Origin of the sequence: Vreelandella arctica (genome assembly GCF_037070215.1) — a bacterium.
GTDB lineage: Bacteria > Pseudomonadota > Gammaproteobacteria > Pseudomonadales > Halomonadaceae > Vreelandella > Vreelandella arctica.
This window is the reverse complement of sequence record NZ_JBANSN010000007.1, coordinates 40,728-62,339: the sequence shown is the minus strand read 5'-3', so window position 1 is coordinate 62,339 and position 21,612 is coordinate 40,728. Positions and strand designations below refer to the sequence as shown.

18 protein-coding genes and 1 riboswitch are annotated in these 21,612 nt (G+C 59.3%); of the genes, 4 read left to right on the top strand and 14 right to left on the bottom strand.

Annotated features, from left to right (window positions below; translation table 11 throughout):
* Positions 1–10: 10 nt before the first annotated feature.
* From cobJ to V8L70_RS08300, 9 genes are read right to left on the bottom strand one after another with little or no spacing between them, the layout of a single operon-like run.
* Positions 11–760, bottom strand: coding sequence for a precorrin-3B C(17)-methyltransferase (gene cobJ, locus V8L70_RS08340; protein WP_101144993.1), 750 nt, complete (start codon positions 758–760; stop codon positions 11–13).
* Complete coding sequence (locus tag V8L70_RS08335; RefSeq protein ID WP_101144994.1) at positions 757–1,482, bottom strand: precorrin-2 C(20)-methyltransferase; 726 nt, start codon at positions 1,480–1,482, stop codon at positions 757–759. Before V8L70_RS08335 ends, cobJ begins: the two co-directional genes overlap by 4 nt.
* Complete coding sequence (locus tag V8L70_RS08330) at positions 1,479–2,108, bottom strand: precorrin-8X methylmutase (protein WP_022523073.1); 630 nt, start codon at positions 2,106–2,108, stop codon at positions 1,479–1,481. Before V8L70_RS08330 ends, V8L70_RS08335 begins: the two co-directional genes overlap by 4 nt.
* Positions 2,098–3,261: a cobalamin biosynthesis protein CobG gene (locus V8L70_RS08325; RefSeq protein ID WP_101144995.1), complete on the bottom strand. Its 1,164-nt coding sequence runs from the start codon at positions 3,259–3,261 to the stop codon at positions 2,098–2,100. Before V8L70_RS08325 ends, V8L70_RS08330 begins: the two co-directional genes overlap by 11 nt.
* On the bottom strand, positions 3,239–7,075 hold the full coding sequence (gene cobN / locus V8L70_RS08320) for a cobaltochelatase subunit CobN (RefSeq protein WP_101144996.1): 3,837 nt from the start codon (positions 7,073–7,075) through the stop codon (positions 3,239–3,241). Before cobN ends, V8L70_RS08325 begins: the two co-directional genes overlap by 23 nt.
* A complete protein-coding gene (gene cobW / locus V8L70_RS08315) occupies positions 7,075–8,211 on the bottom strand; it encodes a cobalamin biosynthesis protein CobW (RefSeq protein WP_101144997.1) in 1,137 nt (378 codons plus the stop codon). Before cobW ends, cobN begins: the two co-directional genes overlap by 1 nt.
* On the bottom strand, positions 8,198–9,568 hold the full coding sequence (locus V8L70_RS08310; protein ID WP_101144998.1) for a cobyrinic acid a,c-diamide synthase CobB: 1,371 nt from the start codon (positions 9,566–9,568) through the stop codon (positions 8,198–8,200). Before V8L70_RS08310 ends, cobW begins: the two co-directional genes overlap by 14 nt.
* On the bottom strand, positions 9,568–10,161 hold the full coding sequence (cobO, locus tag V8L70_RS08305; RefSeq protein WP_101144999.1) for a cob(I)yrinic acid a,c-diamide adenosyltransferase: 594 nt from the start codon (positions 10,159–10,161) through the stop codon (positions 9,568–9,570). Before cobO ends, V8L70_RS08310 begins: the two co-directional genes overlap by 1 nt.
* On the bottom strand, positions 10,158–11,915 hold the full coding sequence (locus tag V8L70_RS08300; protein ID WP_101145000.1) for an AAA family ATPase: 1,758 nt from the start codon (positions 11,913–11,915) through the stop codon (positions 10,158–10,160). The genes cobO and V8L70_RS08300 overlap by 4 nt, the downstream gene beginning before the upstream one ends.
* Before the next feature lie 335 nt (positions 11,916–12,250).
* Positions 12,251–12,442, top strand: a riboswitch (cobalamin riboswitch).
* A gap of 64 nt (positions 12,443–12,506) precedes the next feature.
* On the opposite strand from V8L70_RS08300, the gene V8L70_RS08295 reads away from it, so the two are divergent.
* From V8L70_RS08295 to V8L70_RS08285, 3 genes are read left to right on the top strand one after another with little or no spacing between them, the layout of a single operon-like run.
* Entirely contained in the window at positions 12,507–13,523 is a 1,017-nt protein-coding gene (locus tag V8L70_RS08295; RefSeq protein WP_101145001.1) for an ABC transporter substrate-binding protein, read from the top strand.
* Positions 13,520–14,584, top strand: coding sequence for a FecCD family ABC transporter permease (locus V8L70_RS08290; RefSeq protein ID WP_101145002.1), 1,065 nt, complete (start codon positions 13,520–13,522; stop codon positions 14,582–14,584). The genes V8L70_RS08295 and V8L70_RS08290 overlap by 4 nt, the downstream gene beginning before the upstream one ends.
* On the top strand, positions 14,584–15,348 hold the full coding sequence (locus V8L70_RS08285; RefSeq protein WP_101145003.1) for an ABC transporter ATP-binding protein: 765 nt from the start codon (positions 14,584–14,586) through the stop codon (positions 15,346–15,348). The genes V8L70_RS08290 and V8L70_RS08285 overlap by 1 nt, the downstream gene beginning before the upstream one ends.
* 33 nt (positions 15,349–15,381) lie before the next feature.
* Here the strand turns inward: V8L70_RS08285 and V8L70_RS08280 are convergent, their stop codons facing one another.
* Positions 15,382–15,993, bottom strand: a complete 612-nt coding sequence (locus V8L70_RS08280) for a Yip1 family protein (protein ID WP_101145004.1) — start codon at positions 15,991–15,993, stop codon at positions 15,382–15,384.
* Between the two features lie 168 nt (positions 15,994–16,161).
* Here V8L70_RS08280 and V8L70_RS08275 point away from each other — a divergent pair, with 168 nt between their 5' ends.
* On the top strand, positions 16,162–17,052 hold the full coding sequence (locus tag V8L70_RS08275) for an NAD-dependent epimerase/dehydratase family protein (protein WP_101145005.1): 891 nt from the start codon (positions 16,162–16,164) through the stop codon (positions 17,050–17,052).
* 3 nt (positions 17,053–17,055) lie between these two features.
* Here V8L70_RS08275 and V8L70_RS08270 read toward each other — a convergent pair whose 3' ends face one another.
* Genes V8L70_RS08270 through V8L70_RS08255 form a run of 4 tightly spaced genes read right to left on the bottom strand, consistent with a single transcriptional unit; the run spans position 17,056 to position 21,548 of the window.
* Positions 17,056–17,826, bottom strand: coding sequence for an ABC transporter ATP-binding protein (locus V8L70_RS08270; RefSeq protein ID WP_101145006.1), 771 nt, complete (start codon positions 17,824–17,826; stop codon positions 17,056–17,058).
* The gene (locus V8L70_RS08265) at positions 17,826–18,806 is read right to left on the bottom strand and encodes a FecCD family ABC transporter permease (RefSeq protein ID WP_101145007.1); all 981 of its coding nucleotides are present in this window, start codon (positions 18,804–18,806) and stop codon (positions 17,826–17,828) included. The genes V8L70_RS08270 and V8L70_RS08265 overlap by 1 nt, the downstream gene beginning before the upstream one ends.
* On the bottom strand, positions 18,806–19,729 hold the full coding sequence (locus V8L70_RS08260) for a cobalamin-binding protein (protein WP_198555966.1): 924 nt from the start codon (positions 19,727–19,729) through the stop codon (positions 18,806–18,808). The genes V8L70_RS08265 and V8L70_RS08260 overlap by 1 nt, the downstream gene beginning before the upstream one ends.
* Positions 19,710–21,548 (bottom strand): TonB-dependent receptor domain-containing protein, encoded by a 1,839-nt coding sequence (locus tag V8L70_RS08255; protein WP_101145008.1) that lies wholly within the window; start codon positions 21,546–21,548, stop codon positions 19,710–19,712. The genes V8L70_RS08260 and V8L70_RS08255 overlap by 20 nt, the downstream gene beginning before the upstream one ends.
* Positions 21,549–21,612 lie beyond the last annotated feature (64 nt).

Here is a 21,612-nt window from a genome sequence, read left to right as displayed (position 1 = left end):
TTCAGTACGCTTAATCAGCAGAACGCGGCGTATAAACCAGCGGCGATCCACTGCGCTCTATCAATCGCGTCTGCTGAGAACCGACTATCACCAGGGTGCGCATATCGGCCATGTCCGGCTTCGCCTCGCCTAGGGTGGTGACGCGAATTGACTCTTCCGGGGTTGAAACCGCGCGGGCGAAGATAATCAATCGATCCGGCCCGCAGGCTTCCCGCAGTACGTCTAGCGTGCGCTCGAAACCCACTGGGCGCGCCTTGGAGCGCGGGTTGTAGAACGCCATGGCGAAGTCGGCCTCGGCAGCCAGGCGCAGGCGCTTTTCAATCAGCGCCCAGGGCTTCAAATTATCGGATAAATTAATGCAGCAGAAGTCATGCCCCAGCGGTGCGCCGACGCTTGCGCTGGCGGCTAGCATGGCGGAAATGCCTGGCAGCACCTGAATATCCAGCTTGCGCGACTGGGCATCGCCCGCTTCCAGGGCCTCGAACACCGCGGCGGCCATGGCAAACACGCCAGGGTCGCCGGAAGACACCACCACTACCCGGTGGCCCTCAAGCGCCAGCTGTAGCGCCTGCTCCGCCCGGCGGATCTCTTCGCGGTTGTCGGAACCGTGGCGGACTAATCCAGCACGCGGTGCGACCCGATTAACGTAGGGCACGTAACCCACTACATCGGTGGCATCCAGCAGCGCAGCCGTTACCTCGGGGGTAATCATGGCTTCTGAGCCCGGCCCCAGGCCGACGATTTTTAGCCAGCCGCTCATGGCCGCCTCCCGTGGCCATGGATCAGCACAATCGAGAAGTACGGCACGCTTTCGCCAACCTCACTTAATGGAAGCACTCTTTGTTGCGTCATGGCGGCGTACTCGATCAGCCATGCCTCGCCTTCACGACCAGCGTGAACCAGGGCCCGGCGTAGCTTGGCCAGGTTGCGGCCAATCTTCATCACCACCAGCGCATCGGTCTGGGCGATGCGTTCGGCCAACGCGTCTTCGGGTAGCGTGGCCATGAGGACGGTCAGGATGTCATCGCCCCAGGTAATTGGCTGCCCGGTGGCCGTCCACGCCGCCGACATCCCGGTAATCCCCGGCACCACCGAGACGGGCACGCGGTTTAGCAGCCGCGTATAGAGGTGCATAAAGGAGCCGTAGAAGAACGGGTCGCCTTCACACAGGACTACCACATCGCACCCGGCTTCTGCCATCTCGATCAGTTGGGCCACGCTGCGTTCGTAAAAGGTCGATAACAACTCGTTGTAACGTGGGTCGTCAAAGGGAATTTCCGTGGTGACCGGGTACTCCATGGGCAGCTCGATTGCGCCGGGCGGGATCATGCCCTCCACGATGGTGCGCGCATGGCCGCAGCGGCCCTTTTTACGGAAATACGCCACGTGGGTCGCCCCGCGTATTAGGCGGTCGGCGCGCACGCTCATCAAGTCTTGGCTGCCTGGCCCCAGGCCAACGCCAACTACCGTCCCCTGGGTCATTCGATGCGATCCGCCATGGCGTTGATGGCCGCCACCGTCACGGCGCTGCCGCCTAGACGACCGCGGACGATACAGCTGGGCAGTGCCGGGTTAGCCAACAGCGCCTCCTTGGATTCGGCCGCGCCGACAAAGCCTACCGGGCAGCCGATAATCGCCGCCGGACGCGGGCACGCCGGGTCTTCGAGCATATTGAGCAAGTGAAACAGCGCGGTAGGCGCGTTGCCAATGGCTACCACGGCGCCTTCCAGGTGCGGCCGCCACAGTTCCAGCGCCGCCGCCGAGCGGGTGTTGGCCATTTCCTGGGCGAGGCCGGGCGTGCGCTCATCGTTGAGGGTGCAGATAACCTCGTTGTCAGCGGGCAGCCGCTTGCGGGTAATGCCCTCGGAAACCATCCGTGCGTCGCAAAGAATCGGTGCGCCCTGCTCTAACGCGGCGCGGGCCTTATTGACCACGTCGTTTTGAAAATGAATATGCGCGGCCAATTCCACCAGCCCGGCGGCGTGAATCATGCGCACCGCCACGGTCTCTTCTTCCACTGAAAAGCGGCCAAGCTCGGCTTCACTGCGAATAATCGCAAACGATTCCCGGTAAATCGCCGGGCCACTGGTTTCGTACTTATAGGGCACCCAAACTCTCCAAATAACGTATAACTTCAGATTCACTTAGCCCGGTGGCCTGCGGTGCGCTATCGGCGCGGCCATTGATTATCACGTCAAAGCGACCATCGCGGCCGGTAAGACACAGCGCTGCCGTTCGTTGACGGGCACAGCCTTTAGCGCAGCCGGATATATGCACGGTTCCTTCCACCCAGCCGCTTAGCTTCTCGGCAAGCGGCTGGGTGGCGACACTCGCCTGTTCGCAAAAGGGCGCGCCGGGGCAGGCGTCCATCGCTAGCCGCGGGTCGCTATTATGCCGGATCAAGCCATCCACCGCGGGTAGTGTATCGCAATCCTTCAACAACAGGCGCCGCCAGGGGGTGACCTGCACAGCACTGATACTTGTTTGCGAGCCACTTGCCGGAAAGACCGCCTCGCGCAGCGTATCAGCCGCCACCCTGCCAAAGGGAAGCCCCACCACCATGCCCTCGCCATGTTCGCCCAGCGCCAGCTTCTCGCCGGGGGATGCGGGGGCGGTATCAGCGGGCGCCCAATCGGGCAGCGTTGCTGTATGCCGCCGCATGCGGCCTGACTCCCAGCCGCCGGTGTCCACGAACCAGTGGGTCAGGCGTATCAGCTGCTCGACGGCGGCATCAATATCGCTCACCACCGTGCCTAGCGCGTAACCATCGGCGCGTACCAGCAGGCCGCCTTCCGTTGAGCGCTCGATGCGAAAATCAGCGGCGTTATCGCCCAGTACCGGCGCTTCTCCCGCGTCAATGGCGATGCCGACCTTGCCGGGCATGGATGCCAATTCACTGCCCCGCGCCTGCAACAAGCGGGCAATGGTATGGGTGTCATCGCCCTTTTGCCAGGCGGGCGCCAGCATCAGCTGTGGCAGGCGTTCTGCTTCCGGGTCATCGCTCACCAACTGATGCTCGACCAGAAACGCCATCAGTAGCGGCCAGCTTTCGTCGGTCACCCCACGCAGCTGCAGGTTGGCCCGGCTGGTTAGCTCGATTAAACCGCTGCCGAAGGTCTCGGCGGCGTTGCACAGTGCCACTACCTGTTCCTGTGAAAGCTCACCCAGCGGCGGACGCACGCGTACAAGCCAACCATCGCCGGTGGCCATGGGTCGCCACGCGCCGGGGCACCAGCCTTTAATGCGCGGGCTGGGCGTCATGACCATTGGTCTCTTTGGCTTCGTCCATTTCCAGCAGCAAATCCTGAAGCGCCTCGCCATGCTCGCCGGGGGCTTGCCACATACCACGCTGGGCGGCTTCGAGTAATCGCTCGGCCATCTCTTCCAGGGCGGCCGGGTTGTGCTCGCGCAGAAACTGCTGATTGGCTTTGTCGAGCACCAGGGCGTCGCTCACCTGGGCGTACTGGTAGTCGGCAATCAGATCAGTGGTGGCGTCATAAGCGAAAAGGTAATCCACCGTGGCGGCCATTTCGAAGGCGCCTTTATAGCCGTGCTCACGCATGGCGTTTATCCATTTGGGGTTCAACACCCGCGAGCGAATCACCTTCGCCAGTTCTTCTTTCAGAGTGCGAATCTTGGGCATCGCGGGGTTGGCGTGGTCGGCGTGGTAAATCTCCGGTGCCTTCCCGCTTAGCGAGCGGGTGGCGTTGGCCATGCCGCCCTGAAAAGCGTAATAGCTGTTGGAATCGAGAATATCGTGCTCGCGGTTATCCTGATTTTGCATCACCGCATCCAGGCCCTGGAGCTGTTGCTCGAACGCCGCCCGCGCGGCTGTACCGGAGGCCTTGAACTGACCGTAGGCGTACGCGCCTGTCGCCATGTAGGCCTCGGCTAAATCGTCGGCGCTGTCCCAAGAACGGTTTTCAATCAGCCGGTTGAGGCCCGCGCCGTATTCGCCGGGCTTGCTGCCAAATATTCGGTAGCTCGCCTCCTGGGCGGCCATCTCCGGGCTTAGCCCCTGGTCTTCCAGTTCCTGCTGGCGGGAAATCACCGCCTCGCGGATGGTGTTGCAGTTGCCCGGCTCTTCATAGCGCGCCACCGCCTGCACGGCGGCGTCAAACAGCCGAATCACGTTGGGAAAGGCATCGCGGAAGAATCCTGAGACCCGCAACGTGACATCGACCCGTGGGCGATTGAGCAACATCGAGGGAATGACTTCAAAGTCGCTCACCCGCTGAGAACCCAGCGACCAGATGGGCCGCACGCCCATTAGCGCAAAGGCCTGGGCGATGTCATCGCCGCCGGTACGCATGGTGGCGGTGCCCCAGATGGATAGCCCCAACCGGCGCGGGTAGTCGCCGTGATCCTGCAGGTAGCGCTCGACAAACGCCTGGGCGGATTTTTCGCCCAGCGTCCAGGCAGCGGGCGATGGAATCGAGCGGTTATCCACGCTGAAAAAGTTGCGCCCGGTGGGCAGCGTATCCAGCCGCCCCCGGCTGGGGGCGCCGCTGGGCCCGGCGGGCACGAAGATGCCTTCAAGGCCATCGAGCAGCGACTGAATCTCCATCTTCACGCCACGCTGCATGGTGACCCATAGCTGGTCGCGGGCGTAGCGCAGTTGCTCTGCCGTAGCGGGGTAATCCTGGGCCAGGCCGTCCAGGCAGCCGTTTGCCAATACGTAGTCGGCCACCCAGCGCTCGGCCAGCAGTTCCAGGCGCTCGCGGGTATCCGCCCCGGTGCGCCAGGGAGCATCGAGCTGCTGGCTTAAAATAGGCGGCTCGGGCCCCTGCCAGGGCTCGTTGCCCGCGGCTAGCGGATCAAAATCCAAGCCTAGATCGCTTGCCAGGTTGTGCAGCAGGCCGCGGCTTGCCACCGCTTCGCCCCGGGGTAGTCGCAACAGCGCCACCAAGGTACCCGCCCGCTTCTCTTCCGGCGGCAGCGTGCCGAGTATGTGCAGGCCGTGACGAATCTGCGATTCCTTGATGTCGCACAGAAAGGTATCCAGCTCGTTGAGAAGTTCGGTATCGTCGCTGCTGTGAGCAAGCTCTTGGTCAATACCGGTTTGGCGCAGGTGGGCTAAAATCTGGTCACGTATCAGCGCTTCCCGGCGAGTATCCATATTCAGTGCTTGGTAATACTCATCACATAGCGCTTCAAGCTCAGCCATGGGGCCATAGAGTTCGGCCCGCGCCAGCGGCGGCATCAGGTGGTCGATAATCACCGCCTGACTGCGGCGCTTGGCCTGGGCGCCCTCGCCGGGGTCGTTGACGATGAACGGATAAAAGTGCGGCAGCGGCCCCAGGGCAATGTCCGGCCAGCAGTTGGCGCTCAAGGCAATGCTTTTGCCCGGCAGCCATTCTAAATTACCGTGCTTGCCGACATGGATGACCGCGTCCACCTGATAGTGCTCGCGCAGCCAAAAATAAAACGCCAGGTAGCTGTGCGGCGGCGCCAGCTCCATATCGTGGTAGGACTGGGTTAGATCGTCGATAAAGTCCCTTTCCGGCTGGATACCCACGAAGGTCTCACCCAGACGAACGCCCGCGATCATCAATCGCCCCTGGCGGCACTTGGGGTCTTCGTGAGGCGCGCCCCAGCGCGTCCATACGGTTTCCTGCAGCTCGCCGGGCAGGGTTTGAAACCAGGTCAGGTAGTCATCAACGCTGATGCTCTGCCAGCAGGCACGCTGGTCGAGGCTGGCGTGATCGTTAGTCACCGAGCCCTGAAGCAGGCGGATCAATTCATCGCCATTTTCCGGCAGCTCGCTGAGCGGGTAACCCGCCCCTTTCAGGGCGCTTAGAATCTGCAGCGTCGACGCGGGGGTATCCAGCCCGACTCCATTGCCGATCCGGCCATCGCGATTGGGGTAGTTGGCCATGATCAGCGCGACACGCTTCTGCCCGTTGGGGGTCAGCCGCAGCGAACAAATGCGCCGCGCCAGCTCAGCCACAAAGGCGGCCCGCTCCGGGTGGATCACGTGGTGGGTCACTGCCAGCTGGCAGCGCGGGTTGTAGTGGGCTTCAGCTTTAAAGCCCACCGCCCGGGTGATGATGCGCCCGTCCATCTCGGGGAGCACCACCTGCATCGCCACATCGCGGCTATGCAACCCGGCGGCCATGCCCTGCCAGTCTTCTGAGGTGCTGCTGGCAAGTATCGCCTGGAGTACCACGGGTCGGCCTACAAAAAGGTTGTCAGGTAATTCTTCCCCCAGGGCATCTAATCCGTCAGCGTTGCGGTTGACCGCAAAGCTGGTGGTATTGATCACCAGCATGGCGCCGGTCTGCTCAATCAGATGATTGATAAAATCAATGCACGGCCCTTCTTTTAGGGACGCCACGGCCACCGCCAACGGCTCAAGCCCCTGGTCTTTGAGCGCCGCGATCATACCGTCGGGTACGTCGGTATTCGCCCCCTGCAAATGGCTGCGATAAAACAGCAGCAGGCACACCGGCCGCCCGGGCACCTGGCGATCGCGCCACTCGCTGAGACCTGACGCCTGCTGCTCCTGCGGCGCGTAAATCACCGCTGGCGGAATGACCTTGGGCTCCTGCCAGTCGCCCAGGTGTCTATCTACACACTGGCTGTCCATATACTCATTGGCGACAAAACGCAGCAGCTGCTCGGCGTTATCGGTGCCGCCCTCTCGCAGGTAGCGCCACACGCGGTAAGCGTCATCGAAGGCGATGGTGGAATCTTCCAGCAGGGCATCATCCGGGGCATCGCAGCCCGGCACCATTATCAACTGGCGCTCGGGTTTGGCCGCCGCCCAGGCCAGCAGGCGTTCGTGACCGTACTGCCAGTAGGCCTTGCCGCCCAGCAGCGAGACGATGACCAGTTGAGCCTTTTCCAGCACCCGATCTTCGTAGAGATCATAGGCGGCCGGTTTTACCAGGTTCATCCAGTTGGCCAGCCGCACCGAAGGGTACGCCTCGCCCAGACGATCGACCGCCTGGGCCAGCGCCGAGAGATTGCTATCGGCGGCGGAGAGTATTACGACCTCGGCGGGGCTCTGTTGCAGGTCGATGATGCCTTCATCATCGACAAAGCCTCCGGGCTTGACGGCAAATAAGTGCATTAGCTAGCCGTGTGCGCCTGTTCAGGGTTCATTTCAGCAGCGGCAAGTTCGTCTTGCAGCAATTGGCTATCCAGCGATTTGCCAATGATCACCAGTTGGGTCTGGCGCGTCTCGTCCTGGCTCCACAGTCGGTCGAAGTAGCCTTCCAGGCGCTCGCCCACCGCCTGGATGACCCGGCGCATGGGCTTGCCGGGAATCGCTGCAAAGCCTTTGGCGCGGTAGATCTCGTGGCTTTTTAGCAGCTGTTGCAGTTTGTCGGCCAGAACATCGCCATCGACTTCGCCCAGGGTAATCACGCAGGAGTCAAAATTATCGTGGGCGTGATCGTGGTGAGCGCCGACGGCATGGTGCTTGTCGTGGTGATTGGTGATGCTATCGATATTTTTTTCGCTGGCCGCACCAATGCCCATCAGCGCTTCCAGCTGGGTGGTGTCGGTGGTCTGGGTCTGATCGATAAATAGCGTTTTCACCGAGGCACTCACCCGCGCCTGAATCACTGCTTCCACCTTTGTGCGCTCTTCCGGGCTGAGCAGGTCGGCCTTGCTGACCAGCACCAGATCCGCTGCGCTGAGCTGGTCATCGAGTAGCTCGCGCAGGCTGGGGTCGTGATCCAGGCTTTCATCAGCGAGGCGCTGGGCTGCCACCTTATCCACGTCGCTGGCATAGCGCCCGGCGGCCACGGCGGGGCCGTCGATCACGGTAATAATCGCATCCACGGTGCAGTGCTGGCGGACGTCGGGCCAGTTGAACGCCTGCACCAGCGGCTTGGGCAGCGCCAGGCCGCTGGTTTCGATCAGGATGTGGTCGATATCGTCGCGGCGGGCCACCAGCTTTTTCATCACCGGCAGAAACTCTTCTTCCACAGTGCAGCAGATACAGCCGTTGGCCAGTTCATAGATGCTGCCGTCTTCCCCGTCTAGCTGCCCGCCTTCGCTACCCTCTTCACACCCCAGCGCACAGCTGCGCAGCAGGCTGGAATCGATATCCTGTTCGCCGAACTCATTAACAATCACGGCGATCCGCTTTCCGGTGACTTGGCGCAGAATGTTGGCCAGCAGTGTGGTTTTGCCGCTGCCGAGAAAACCGGTCACGACCGTGGCAGGAATCTTATTCAGCTGTACGTTATTGGGCTGCATGGGTAAATGCCTCGCTGTGTTGCGGTTCGCAGTACGCCGGGCTGGCAGAAAAGAGCCTTGCCACAGCGTCAGGATTATTAGGGAAAAACAGATGTAAATAGGTCGCCGTCAGACGCTTTTGACGGTAGATCGCCTCCCCCGGTGCAGGATGCCGCTGGCGTCGCCCGTGGCCAATCGGCTCGGGGGTGCCTTCCGCCATGGAGCGGTGGTGCGCGTGACCGCGAACCGGGCCTTCCGGCAGCTCGGCGGTTTGCATCCCCTGGCAGCCACGGCGCCCGCGCATGGCGCCCTGCCCAGGCAGCAGGCCCAGCATGGTATGGGTAATATCGTCGTAGTCGGTCAGGCTTTCCAGGCAGTACAGCAGGCCGCCACACTCGGCCAGAATGGGCTTGTCGGCGCTATAAAAAGCCTCAATGGCCGAGCGCATGGCGCCGTTATCAGCAAGGGTTTGAGCGTGAAGCTCCGGGTAGCCACCGGGCAGCCAGAGGGCGTCGCATTCCGGCAGGTGGCTATCCGTCAGCGGTGAAAAGAAGTGCAGCGTGGCGCCCATCTGCTCCAGCAGATCAAGGTTGGCCTGATAGACGAAGCTGAAGGCAGCATCGCGGGCCACGCCAATGGTGTGGCCTTTGAGCAACGGCTTAACGGCCGCAAGCTGTTCCTGGGGGGGGGTAAAGATCACGGGTGAAAGTTCGGCGAGCGCGTCCAGCAGCCCGGCGGCTTCCAGCGCTTTGGCACCCGCCTCGAAGCGGGCTTCCAGATCCTCACGAATTTCCGCCGCCTGGACGAGGCCCAGGTGGCGCTCGGGGAGCGACAGCGCGGGGTCGCGGGGCATGGCGGCCAGCAAAGGAATCGTCGCTGGCAGCGCGCCTTCGATCAGTTCGCGGTGGCGCTGCGAGCCGCAGGCATTGGCAATTAGCCCGGCGATATGGATGTCGTCGCGAAAGCCGACTAACCCCGAGACCAGCGCGGCGGCGGTTTGCGCCATGCCTTTTACATCCATGACGATCGCCATGGGAATATCGAACAGGGCCGCCAGATCGGCGCTGGAGGGCTCACCGTCGAACAACCCCATGGCGCCTTCGACTAAAATTAAATCCGCTTCACAGGCGGCGTCATAAAACCGCTGGCTGCAGTAGGCTTCGCCTGCCATCCAGAGATCCAGCTGATCCACCGGCTGGCCGGAGGCCTGGGCCAATATCTGCGGATCCAGGTAGTCCGGGCCGGTCTTGAACACTCGCACCACCTTGCCCTGGTTGCGCAATAGGCGCGCCAGGCCCGCCGTGACGGTGGTTTTGCCCTGGCCTGAGGCCGGAGCTGCGATAAATAGCGCGGGGCAGCGAGCGGTTGGTGTCGTCATCAGTATTCGATCCCCGCCTGGGCTTTAACGCCGCCGCGAAAGGCGTGGCGTTCGTCCTGAACGACGCTGATGGTATCGGCGATTTCCTGCAGCGGCGTGGCCATGGTGCGTCCGGTAATGATGACGTTCTGGTGCGCCGGGCGGCGCTTAAGCGCTTCCACCACCGGTTCGGGGTCGAGATAGCCGTACTTGAACATATAACTCATCTCGTCCAGCACGATCATATGATAGGCGGGATTCTCCAGCAGCCCTTTGGCGACTGCCCAGGCGGCCTCGGCAGCCTCGATATCCCGCTCGCGGTTCTGGGTTTCCCAGGTAAAGCCGTGGCCCATGATGTGCCAGTCAAGCTTGGGATGATCACGAAAGAACAGATACTCGCCGGTTTCGCGGCGGCCTTTGATGAACTGAATCACCGCGCACTGCTGGTCGTGCCCCAGTGAGCGCGCCATGGTGCCGAAGGCGGAGCTGCTTTTGCCCTTGCCGTTGCCTTTGAGCAGAATCAGCACGCCGCGCTCTTCCGTCGCCTTGCTGATTCGTTCATCGACCACGTCTTTTTTACGCTGCATGCGATCTAAATGGCTTGCGTCGCTCATGAGAAGCTTCCAGGTTGATGTGCAGAGACTGTAGGCGCCAAAGATGGTTTGCCAAACGAGGCAGGCCAGTAACGCGCGCCCAACTGCTTGGCGATGCGTGCGCCCTGCCCGCGTTTGACTTTGGACTGTTCGGTATCGATCAGCAGGCAGTCCTCCAGCGGGGCGAGATCGTCAACGGTTTCCCGTGTGCGGCCATCGGTGATCAGATAGGTGCGCACCTTCAGACCGGGCTCCCGGCGCTGCCACTGGCGGATCAGCCGCTTGGCTTCAATAATCGCTTCCCGCAGCGGGGTACCGCCACCGCCTTTGGCACTATCCAGAGTGCTCCGCGCGTTTTTCGGCGCCCGGCGGCGGGAAAGTATCGGCACGACACCGCCGTTGCCAAACCCCAGCACCGCCACCTGCTCCCGCGCGGCGTAGGCTTGGCTAACCAGCGATTCGACCAGCCCCTTTGCCTGGCCCAGCAGGCGCTGACCCAGGGTGGAACCGGAGGTGTCCAGCAGCACCAGGTGCGCTGTCGCCTGCCCAGAGCGGGTCTTGCGCATCTTTAGCTGCTGCCAAGGCCACTGACCGCGATTGGCGATAACGGTCGCAAACCCATCCAGCCGGGAAGTCGTCACTTGGGATCGCCCCTGGCCCAACGCACCACCTTTTCCAGCGCTAGCGTTGGTATCGGTGCGGTTGGCCAGCTTAAAAAGATCTTCGCTATCGGGCAATTTCACCGCTGGTTGGATAATCGCTTCCTGGGCTATGGGAGGCATTGCGCCCCACTGGCCCTGTTCAGCGCTCTGTTGGGATGAACCAGCGGTCGATGCGTTATTGCCCGACGACGAACCGCTCTCGTCTTTCGAAGGTGTTCCATTAGGTGGAGATGATGGCGGGCTCTGCTCAGGCGGTTGGGTACGCCGATGAGCCAACACCCAGGGTTCAACGGTGTCGATATCCTGCTGCTCCACGCTAGCCACACCACGCCAGGCCGCATGGGCCTGGGCGGCGCGGTGCCAGGTAACGTCTGCCCGCAGACCTTCAACGCCCGCGGCTTCACAGCAGTTGGCAATCGTTCGATACACCCAGGTGTCGGTGGTGATCTCTTTGAGCAAGCGCTGCGCTTTAGCAATGCGCCCGACCAGAGCGGCCTGGGCATCCTCAACGCGTTCGAGCGTGCCAGTGGGGTCGCGGTCAAAGGCTTCCCGTTGCTGCACAATGGCAATGCGCTCGTCGATGCTTATGGTTCCAGCCTGTTCAAGGCAGAGGCCAAAGCGGTCAAGCAACTGAGGGCGCAGCTCGCCTTCGTCCGGGTTCATGGTGCCGATCAGGCTAAAGCGCGCCGGGTGGGAGTGGCTAATGCCATCGCGCTCAACAATATTGGTACCGCTGGCGGCCACGTCTAGCAGCAAATCAACCAGGGTATCCGGTAGCAGATTGACTTCATCCACATAGAGCACCCCGCCGTCGGCTTTAGCCAGCAGCCCAGCATGAAAGGTAGCTTCGCCATTGGCCAGTACCTTTTGCAGATCCAGACTGCCAACCAGCCTGTCTTCGCTGGCACCCAGCGGCAGAGTGACAAAAGGAGCACTCTGCCCTTCGCTATCTCTAGGCAAAATGGCGGCTAGAGCACGGGTTAAGGTCGACTTGGCGCTGCCTCTTGGCCCGCTGATCAGCACCCCGCCGATACGCGGGTTAATGGCGTTAAGGAGCAGCGCGGTTTTCAGCGCCTCCTGGCCAACCACTGCCGCAAAGGGAAACTCACTCACCGGCACCTCCCGTGCTGGCCAAGCCCGCTAACCGATCACTAATAGCCAACTGATCTGGGGAGCGTGGTACTTGAATATGATTCATGGTAACTAGCTGAGTGATAATAAAACCATTCATAAAGAAGCGGGAATTTAAAAGGCGTTCAGTATAGAGGAAGGCATGGCGGCGAGGCCAATCTGTTGTAATTAGTTAACTTTGCGAAGGCGTATATCAGCTGACGCTAAGAATGCCGCTGGATTTTTACGCCACATCAAAATATAATGTTATAACATTGCGATTATAGTGGGATCTCATAAGATCCTTAGGCTTTCTGTTGTTCGCTATCTACCTGCAACCTAGAATGGCCGACGTCGGTGTTCCCCCCGGAACTTAATAGAGAATCCGCCGCGGCTTGCCGCGAAACGGAACTGCCCCCGCAACTGTAGGCGGCGAGCGATGCTCTTTGATGCCACTGGACACATTGTCTGGGAAGGCGAGCTAGCTATGACCCGTCAGTCAGGAGAACTGCCGATATATTACTTACCTCGAGCGAAGTGGCTCGGTCAGTATTTTCTGCCCGAATGCTAAGCTCATCATGCACGGGAGTGTACATGATGTTGAGATTGACCACGGCCATCGCCGCGAGTGCTATTGGCCTTGCCCAGGCGGCTTACGCCTCCACTGACTACCCTATTACGCTAACCAATTGCGGCATAGACATCAGTGTGGTGTCAGCACCCGAGCGAACGGTGACGGTAGGCCAGTCAGCCACGGAGATTCTCTATTCGCTGGGGCTCGCGGATCGAATAAATGGCACCTCGGTGTGGTTTAATCCGGTTCTTCCCCAGTTTTCTGATGCCAATGAAGCGATCGAGCGGATCGCCAACGACGACCCAAGCTTCGAGGCAGTGGTCAATAAACGGCCTGATCTGGTGGCGGTGCAGTATGAGTGGCACGTGGGCCCCAACGGCAGTGTCGCCACCCGTGAACAGTTTCATGAGCTGGGCATCAATACTTACATCATGCCCGCCGATTGCGACACCAAAGATAACTCGACCGGTGGCGATGGCACCCGCACCGCCGCCTTCTCGACTGACTCCATCTATAAAGGGATCACCGAGTTAGCCGATATCTACGATGTTCAAGACGCTGGCGAGGCGCTGATAACCGACCTTGCCGCCCGCGAACAGCGCGCCATCGACCTGGCGAGCAGCCTTGATTTACCGGAAGACTTATCGGCAGCATTCTGGTTTTCATCGACAGACCTGGGGGTTAGCCCTTTCGTGGCAGGGCAACTGGGGGCTCCGGGGTATATGATGGAAAAACTCGACATTCGTAATGTCATCGAGTCTGACGAAGAGTGGCCCACGGTGGGCTGGGAGAGCATCGCCAGAGCCGACCCCGATGTACTTGTTATCGCCAACATGGATCGCCGCCGTTTTCCTGCCGACAACATTGAAGCAAAACGCGAGTTTTTACGCAGTGACCCGGTCACCCGGGAGATGAACGCTGTTAAAAATAACCGTATCGTCGAGATGGACGCCCACGCCATGAGCGCCACCATGCGCACTATTTACGGCCTTGAAACACTTGCCGAGTCACTATCCAATATGTCGTTTAACGAATGAGCATAGCGCTAACGAGAGCTTCCTCCGCAGGCTTCGGGCTGCGCTGGCTATGGATAACGCCGCTCGTGCTGGTAACGGCACTGATCGCGGGCACCGCCATCGGTGAGACGCCGATTCCCGTGGATACCATTGTCAAAGTGCTCGCCAATCAGCTAATAGGAACAAGTTACCCGGTAGACCGCATCGACGCGGGCATTATTTGGAACTATCGCCTCAGCCGCGCCGTGGTCGCCGCCTGTTGCGGCACCAGTCTGGCCCTGGCCGGGGTGGTGCTACAAGCACTGTTGCGTAACCCCCTGGCCGATCCTTACTTGATGGGCATTTCCGCCGGGGCTTCTACCGGGGCGGTGGCAGTGGCGGTCGCCGGACTGGGCGCTGGAGCGCTTTCGCTCTCCCTAGGCGCCTTTATCGGCGCCCTGCTCTCCTTTGGTATTGTGGTGATGCTCGCCCATGCGGCCAACAGCGGCGTCGGTGGCGGGCGCGGCGTTCAAGCCGCCGGGGCAATTATTTTGGCGGGCATTGCAGGCTCGCAACTGTTCAATGCGCTGACCGCTTTTATCATTACCAAGTCAGCAAGCGCCGAGCAGGCCCGGGGCATCATGTTCTGGCTGATGGGCAATCTTTCCGGAGTGCGCTGGGCCGATGTGACCTTGGCCGTGCCTGCTGCGCTGTTTGGGCTACTGGTTTGCCTGTGGCACCGACGCTCCCTGGATGCGTTTACCTTCGGTGCCGACAGCGCCGCCTCCATGGGCATCGCGGTGCGTCCAGTGCGTGGAATGCTGATTATCGCCATGGCACTGGTCACGGCAGTGATGGTGTCTATCGTGGGGGCCATCGGATTTGTTGGCTTGGTGATCCCCCATGCCATGCGCTTTATCGTCGGTAGCCGTCATACCCGGCTGGTACCGGCCACCGCCTTGGCGGGAGCGGTATTTTTAATCGGCTCGGATATTCTTTCCCGGGTGCTGGTGCCCGGCCAGGTACTCCCTATCGGGGTGATTACGTCGCTGATCGGCGCGCCTGCCTTTGCGCTAATTCTCGTGCGCGGCAAGAGGTCTTAATGCAGTTATCAGCTGAGCAACTCGCCTGGGCGGTGCATGGCACGCCCCTGCTTATTGACGTTAACCTTACCGTCGAACCCGGCCAAACCTTTGGCTTGGTAGGGCCGAACGGCTCGGGCAAAACCTCGCTACTTCGCCTGTTGGCAGGCTTGAACAAACCTAAAGCAGGACGTGTGCGAATGGGTAGCCAGTCCCTACACACGCTAAAGCAGCGAGCGATTGCTCAATCTATTGCGCTAGTCGAGCAACAGGCCGACACAACCGATAGAATTAGCGTGCGTGACGTAGTGGCGCTTGGCCGGACGCCCTTTCTTACCGCGTTGCGCCCTTGGTCAACTGAAGATGATGCCATCGTGGCTCAGGCACTGGTGGATGTGGATATGGCGCATATGGCAGATCGCCTTTGGCATACCCTGTCAGGCGGTGAGCGCCAGCGCGTGCATATTGCCCGGGCGCTGGCACAGCAGCCTAAAATCCTGCTGCTAGATGAACCCACCAATCATCTGGATATTCGCCACCAGCTTTCGATTCTAGAATTGGTCAGGCAACTACCGATCACGGTGGTTATCTCGCTGCATGATCTTAACCAAGCCATGGAGTGTGACCGCATCGGCGTGATGGATAGCGGCCGCTTGATCGATAGCGGCCTACCCCAAGACGTGCTCACTCCCAACATGCTACAGCAAACCTTTGGGGTGCATGCTCGCATGATTGACGACCCTGCCGATGGCAAGCAGATCATGCTTTTTCGGAGTGCGATTTAAGCTAGCGTCGCTACCAAGCGCTACGACGTGCATTCATCGGAAAAGGTGCCAAACCACACTGTGATCCGTCCCCATACTCCACAGAAGTACGACGACGACAAGCAGCGCCTCCAGCACCAAAACACCGATACCCAGCGTCGTGGTCGACAGAATAAACCCCTGCTTATGACTGATTCCCAGAAAGCTGGGCGTTCCCTTATAGAGCAGATAGGTGCTATAGAGTAGGCCGATCACCATACCCAGCACACAAAACCAGAAAGCCGGATAGAGCGCAAAAACGCCACACAGGAACATCGGTGTCGCAATATACCCCGCGAAAATAAGACAATCGCGGCGACTGGGCCGATTATCTATATTACGAGCCATCCAGTAAATCATACTGCCCACAACACCCACTGCCACTAGCATCAGCGAATAAAAAGCCACGCCCAAAGCAATACCGTTAGCAAGGGAGACTTTATAGGTTTCCGAGCCACCATAAGTCCAGCCTACCTGGGTGGTACCTATCAGGGCACAGACAACTGGAACGGCAGCGAGCAACAGGACATGGTGAGCATAGAGATGACTAACAGACTCATGCTCCTCATTGATCTTGTACCACTCCTGTTCAGGATGATGGAGGAGTCCCCAAACATGATTGACCATAACGACCTCTCATTTTTTTGTAGTTGAACTATTAGGGCCAGACAATGATCGATCGGATCAATAACGCTCCGAATCAAATTTTAGTGTAGAACACAAAATCATTTTCGGAGATGAGGAATGTTCTTTGCTAAGGTGGAGTAGCTCATTCTATTCATTGGTGGAGTTCATATGCGTATTCTGTTCACTGGCGGCAGTGGCAAAGCTGGTCGTCATGCGACCGCTTATCTTCGCGATCAAGGCCATCGCGTAACCAATTTGGACTGGGTGGCGTCTGATGTGCCCGGCATTGCTACCCTGAAAACAGATCTGACCGATGCTGGGCAAGTGTTTAATGCTTGCCAAGCCAACGCGGGATTCGATGAGCTGGAACCCGGCACCGGCGTGCCGCGCTATGATGCGATTGTCCACTTCGCGGCCATACCAGCTATTCTGCATAGGCCGGATAACGAGACCTACCGCATCAATACGCTAAGTACCTACAACATTCTTGATGCTGCCACCAAGCTAGGTATTCCCAAGGTCATCTTCGCTTCTAGCGAGACCACTTACGGTGTCTGTTTCGCTGATGGCGAGCAAAAACCCGACTACTTGCCCGTCGATGAAGAGCACCCCACCGTGCCTCAAGATAGCTACGCCATGAGCAAGGTAGTTAACGAAGTTACGGCACGCTCCTTCCAGGCGCGCTCGGGCATCGATATCTACGGCCTGCGCATCAACAACGTTATCGAGCCCCACGAATACCGTCAGGATTTCCCAGCCTACATGGATGATCCTGCCCTGCGCCGCCGCAATATATTCGCCTACATCGACGCCCGCGACCTGGGCCAGATGGTCGATTGCTGCCTGAAAACGGATGGCCTGGGCTATCAGGTGTTTAACGTGGCGAATAACGAGCTATCAGTGGGCCTGACCAACGCCCAGGTGATAGAGCGCTTCTACTCCGGCGTACCCATCAAGCGCGAAATGGGCGAATTCGAAACCTTCTACTGCATCGAAAAAGCCCGTCGTCTGGTCGGCTTTGAACCACGCCACTCCTGGCGGGAAGAGCTGGCCCAGTAGGCATTAGCCCTTTATCGGCACAAACACCGGTGCCCCATCCACCTCTACCACCGCTAGCCGCTGGCGGTAGAGGCTTTCTAAAGCACTGGGCATCAGCATGCTATCCCGCGGGCCCCAGCACGCCTCTCCATTGGGGTAGAGCAGTAAAATATGGTCGCACCAGCGGGCAGCCAGGTTTAGGTCGTGTAAGCACATGATGACCGCCTGCCCCTGGGCAGCCTGCTCTGCCATCAGCGCCATGACGGCGCTCTGGTGGTGAAGATCAAGATGGTTGGTGGGCTCGTCGGCCAGCCACAGGTTGGGCGCCTGGGTCAGCACGGTGGCAATCGCTACCCGCTGGCGTTCGCCGCCGGAAAGCGTGCTGACTAAACGGTCATGCAGATGCGCCACATCTAATCGCTCAAGCGCAGCTTCGGCACGGGCGTAGTCATCGGCGCCCTCCATCTGCCACGGCGAGAGATAGGGATGACGGCCAATCAGCGCGGTTTCCAGCACGGTTGCGGGAAAGCCATCCTGGCGATCCTGAAACACCAACCCCAATCGCTGAGCAACATGGCGGCGGCGCAGTTGACTAAGCGCTAAATCGTTAAGCTGAACACTGCCTGAACGTGGCGCCTGCAGGCCAGCTAAGGTGTGTAATAGCGTCGTTTTACCCGCCCCGTTAGGCCCTAACACGCCCCACACCTGCCCTGGCTCGATGGTGATATTAAGCGGCGTACCACCTTCACGGCCAGGCACATCGATGATGAGATCGCGGGTAGCCAGTACGCTCATCAGCGGCTCCGGTAGAGCAGAAACAGGAAGGTAGGCACACCCAATAGCGCGGTGATTACTCCTACGGGCAACTGTTCCGGGGCAATCATCGTGCGCGCCAGGGTGTCGGCCAGCACTAATAACGTGCCGCCTGCCAGTGCACAGGCCGGTAGTATCAGCCGCTGATCATTGCCTAACAGCAGACGCAGCATATGCGGCACCACTAAACCGACAAAACCAATGCTACCAGCCGTGGTGACTGCAGCGGCGGTTAGTAAACTAGCGGCAACGTAGATACACCACTCAAGCGGCCGAACCGCAACGCCCAGTGCGGCGGCTTGCTGTGGGCCACGGGCCAGCACATTCAAGCTACGCCCAAGCGGAATCAGCACCACGCAGGTGGCCAGTAACAGCAGTAACGGCGGCCAAGGCGTGCGCGCATAGGAGAGATCGCCCATCAGCCAGTAGAGCATACCCGGCAGGCGTTCGGCAGGGCTCATCGCCAGCATTAGGGTAATCACCGCGCCCCACCCCGCTGCGACCACCACGCCGGTAAGCAGCAGCCGCGAAGGTGTCCAGCCGCCGCTGCCGTGGGCCAAGCCAAAGACTAAAAACGTCGATAGCAGTGCGCCGCCAAATGCCGAACCAGAAATCACCAGCCCGCCTAACCCACCGAGCATGGCAGCCAGTGCACCAATGGAAGCGCCGCCGGAAAGGCCCAGCACGTATGGGTCCGCAAGAGGGTTACGCAGCAGCACCTGCATTAGTGCACCGGCTACCGCCAACAAACCACCTACGGCAAACGCCGATAACGCTCTGGGTAAGCGCAGCTCCATCACCATGGTTCGCGCCAGTGCATCGTCCTGCATTCTGTTGCCCATCAAAACCTGCCAAATTTCAGCCGGTGAAATCTGCGCGCTGCCGACGCCAATGGCGATGATTAGCGAAGCCAGCGCCGCTAGTAATAGCAGGCTAAGCGGGAGACCCAGGCGCGCTAGCATTAGCTGCGCTCACGTTTTTGGCGGGCGATGTCAAGCTTTTCACACAGGAGTTGTGTGCCCTCCATCAGGCGCGGCGTGGGCCGCTGAATCAGTGAAGGCGGCACAAAGAAAAGGTTATCTTCCGCAACCGCTTTCAAGTTGGCGTACTGCTCCCAATGCGTCAGCCAGTGGCGGTTCTCTTCGCCCATGCCACCCGCCACGATCGCTTCAGGGTTGGCTGCCAACACAGCTTCATCGTCGATACGCGGCACAAGGCGCGTTTGCTCGCCAAACACATTCTTACCGCCACAAATCTCAACCACCTGGCCGATAAGGTGCTGGTCGTTAACACTCATTAATGGCTCATCCCACACTTGGTAGAACGTGGCTACCGGCTCGCGGTCTCGATAGCGGTCTTCCAAGGCATTCATGGTAGTACGGAAATTATCGGCCACCGCCTGCCCGGCCGCTTCCGTTCCGGCCAGCCGCGCCAAGCGCTCGATGGCGCTGGCCACGCCGTCCATATCGCGAGGCTCTATATAGAACACCGGCATGCCCAAGGCTTCGAGGGTTTCAAGCTGCTCAGCGGGGTTGCCGGTTACCCAGCCAATCACTAAATCCGGCGCCAGGCCCACCAGCTTTTCTAAATCAATTCGGGTATGGCTGCCCACAGACGCCACTTGCTTGGCTTCCGGCGGATAGTCGCTATACGAGACGACGGCGACTACCTGACCGCCCGCGCCAGCCGCATAGGTCAGCTCGGTTGCGCCAGGCGAGAGCGTGGCAATTCGCTGAGCAGCATTGTGAAGGCAGACTTCTCGGTCACGATCATCCACTGCGCAGCGTGAGTGATCGTTGGCATACGACACAGACGCCATTAGCAACAGCGCGAGGCCCAAGGCCCCGCGCGCTAAATCACTCTTTTTATTGACCAAAGTGAACACTCAAGAATCCTGCTCGGCCAGCGTTGATGTAGTCGCTCGTCGTTTCATACTCTTTATCAAAGGCATTTTCTACCGTAACACGCGCCGTCCAGAGCGGCGCAAACGCCCATCCAGCCCGAAGATTCACTAGGCCATAACCCCCAAGACGCTCTTCATTGTTAGCATCTTCGTAACGGTGATTCTGGGCAACAAATGAACCGCCCAACGACCAGTCGCCCAGGTCACGGTCGATATCAAGGCGCAGACTTTCGCTGGCACGCCGGTGGAGACGGTTACCGGTATCACGATTTTCAGGGTTGGTATAGGTAAATGCCGCTTGAATTGTCCATGAATCCAGATCAATTCCGCTAGCCAGTTCAGCTCCACGGATACGGGCGTTATCGACGTTTTGAGGGGTATCGACAAAATCATCCCCGCTGGTATCGACGTTGATAATCAAGTTATCGAAATCAGATTGATAGAGAGCTAAATCCCAGTACCAGTGCTTGTACTGTGCCCGCACACCCACCTCACCTGTTGCAGAACTCTCCGGCTCAAGCTCGGGATTGCTAAATCCCGGATAGTAAAGATGGTTGAAAGTAGGAGCTTTGAAAGCAGTGCCAAAGCTTGCCCTTAGCATGTGAATACCATCCAATGCGTAGCCTGCCGCCAAGCTACCGGTCAATTCATCGCCATAGGCTTCGTTATCATCAAGGCGAAAACTAGCTTGTAGCGTTAATGGAGAAAAGTCTAATAGCCCTTGGGCAAATACTGCCCGGTTATCCCGCTCTTCTTCAGCATAAGTTCCAAAACCAGTGTCACTGTCTGCGATGCTGTCATTTTGATACTCTGCACCAGCAATGAGCTCGTGAGTACCAGCAGTAAAGGTATTCTCCCATCGTGCAGTTCGCACTTTAGTGTTAAATACTGAATCACCAAAATCATCATAATTATCGCTTTGATCGAGTGATTCGCTAAGCGTTAAACGACTGCGCCAGGTATCGGTAACCGGCAACTCACCGTAAATACCCGCCACCTGCTGGACGAAATCATTCTCTCCGCCATCATATTCGTTGTTACCGCGAGCGCGCAGCGCCAGCACACCCACCTCAGCACCGCTTTCAAAGGTATGCGCAACACGGGCCAGCGCAGAAGTGTTGTCGTAGCCTTTGTCTTCACCACCCCGTCGAATGGGCTGGCCGTCGGTATTGAAATGACTACCGGCAAAGCTGTAACGCGTGCCTCCCTCGCGTCCCGAAACGCCTGCGCTTAACCGCTGGGTATTGAATGAACCACCGCCGACGGAGATTCTCGGTTGCGGGCCCTCTTCGTCACCATCAGGCGTAAAAAGCTGAATAACACCGCCGACCGCATCTGCACCGTAAAGGCTACCCCGTGGGCCGCGAACGATTTCAGCGCGGTCAAACATGCGCGGATCAAGGTATGACCAAGCAGCCCCACCGCTGGTAACGGAACGCAATCTAATACCATCAATTAAGAGAACATTTTGGCTACTACCAGTGCCACGAATAAAGACGCTGCTGTTTTTACCAAAGCTGCCATTACTAGAGACATCAACACCAGGTTGTCCACGCAACAGGTCGGTAATGCTTACTGGGTCTTGGCGGCGAAAAGTGGCCTCATCCAGCACAGTAACGGAAGAGAGGCTTTCGTTGGCGGTGCGGGGCGCTAACGCAGCAGTCACAACGACGGGATCTAGCACGGCTAATTCGGTCGTCGCTTCAGAATATTGGGCCTGGGCAGAAAAGGAGATGGCTAGCGGTAACGCAGCCATACAAAACGCCGCCCGTTTGGCGGAGGTGTGAAAACGGTGGTTCATGTGAGACCCCTTGCTCGTCGTGCTCACCCGCACAACGCAGTTTTTTGACCGAGCGCAGGGCAAA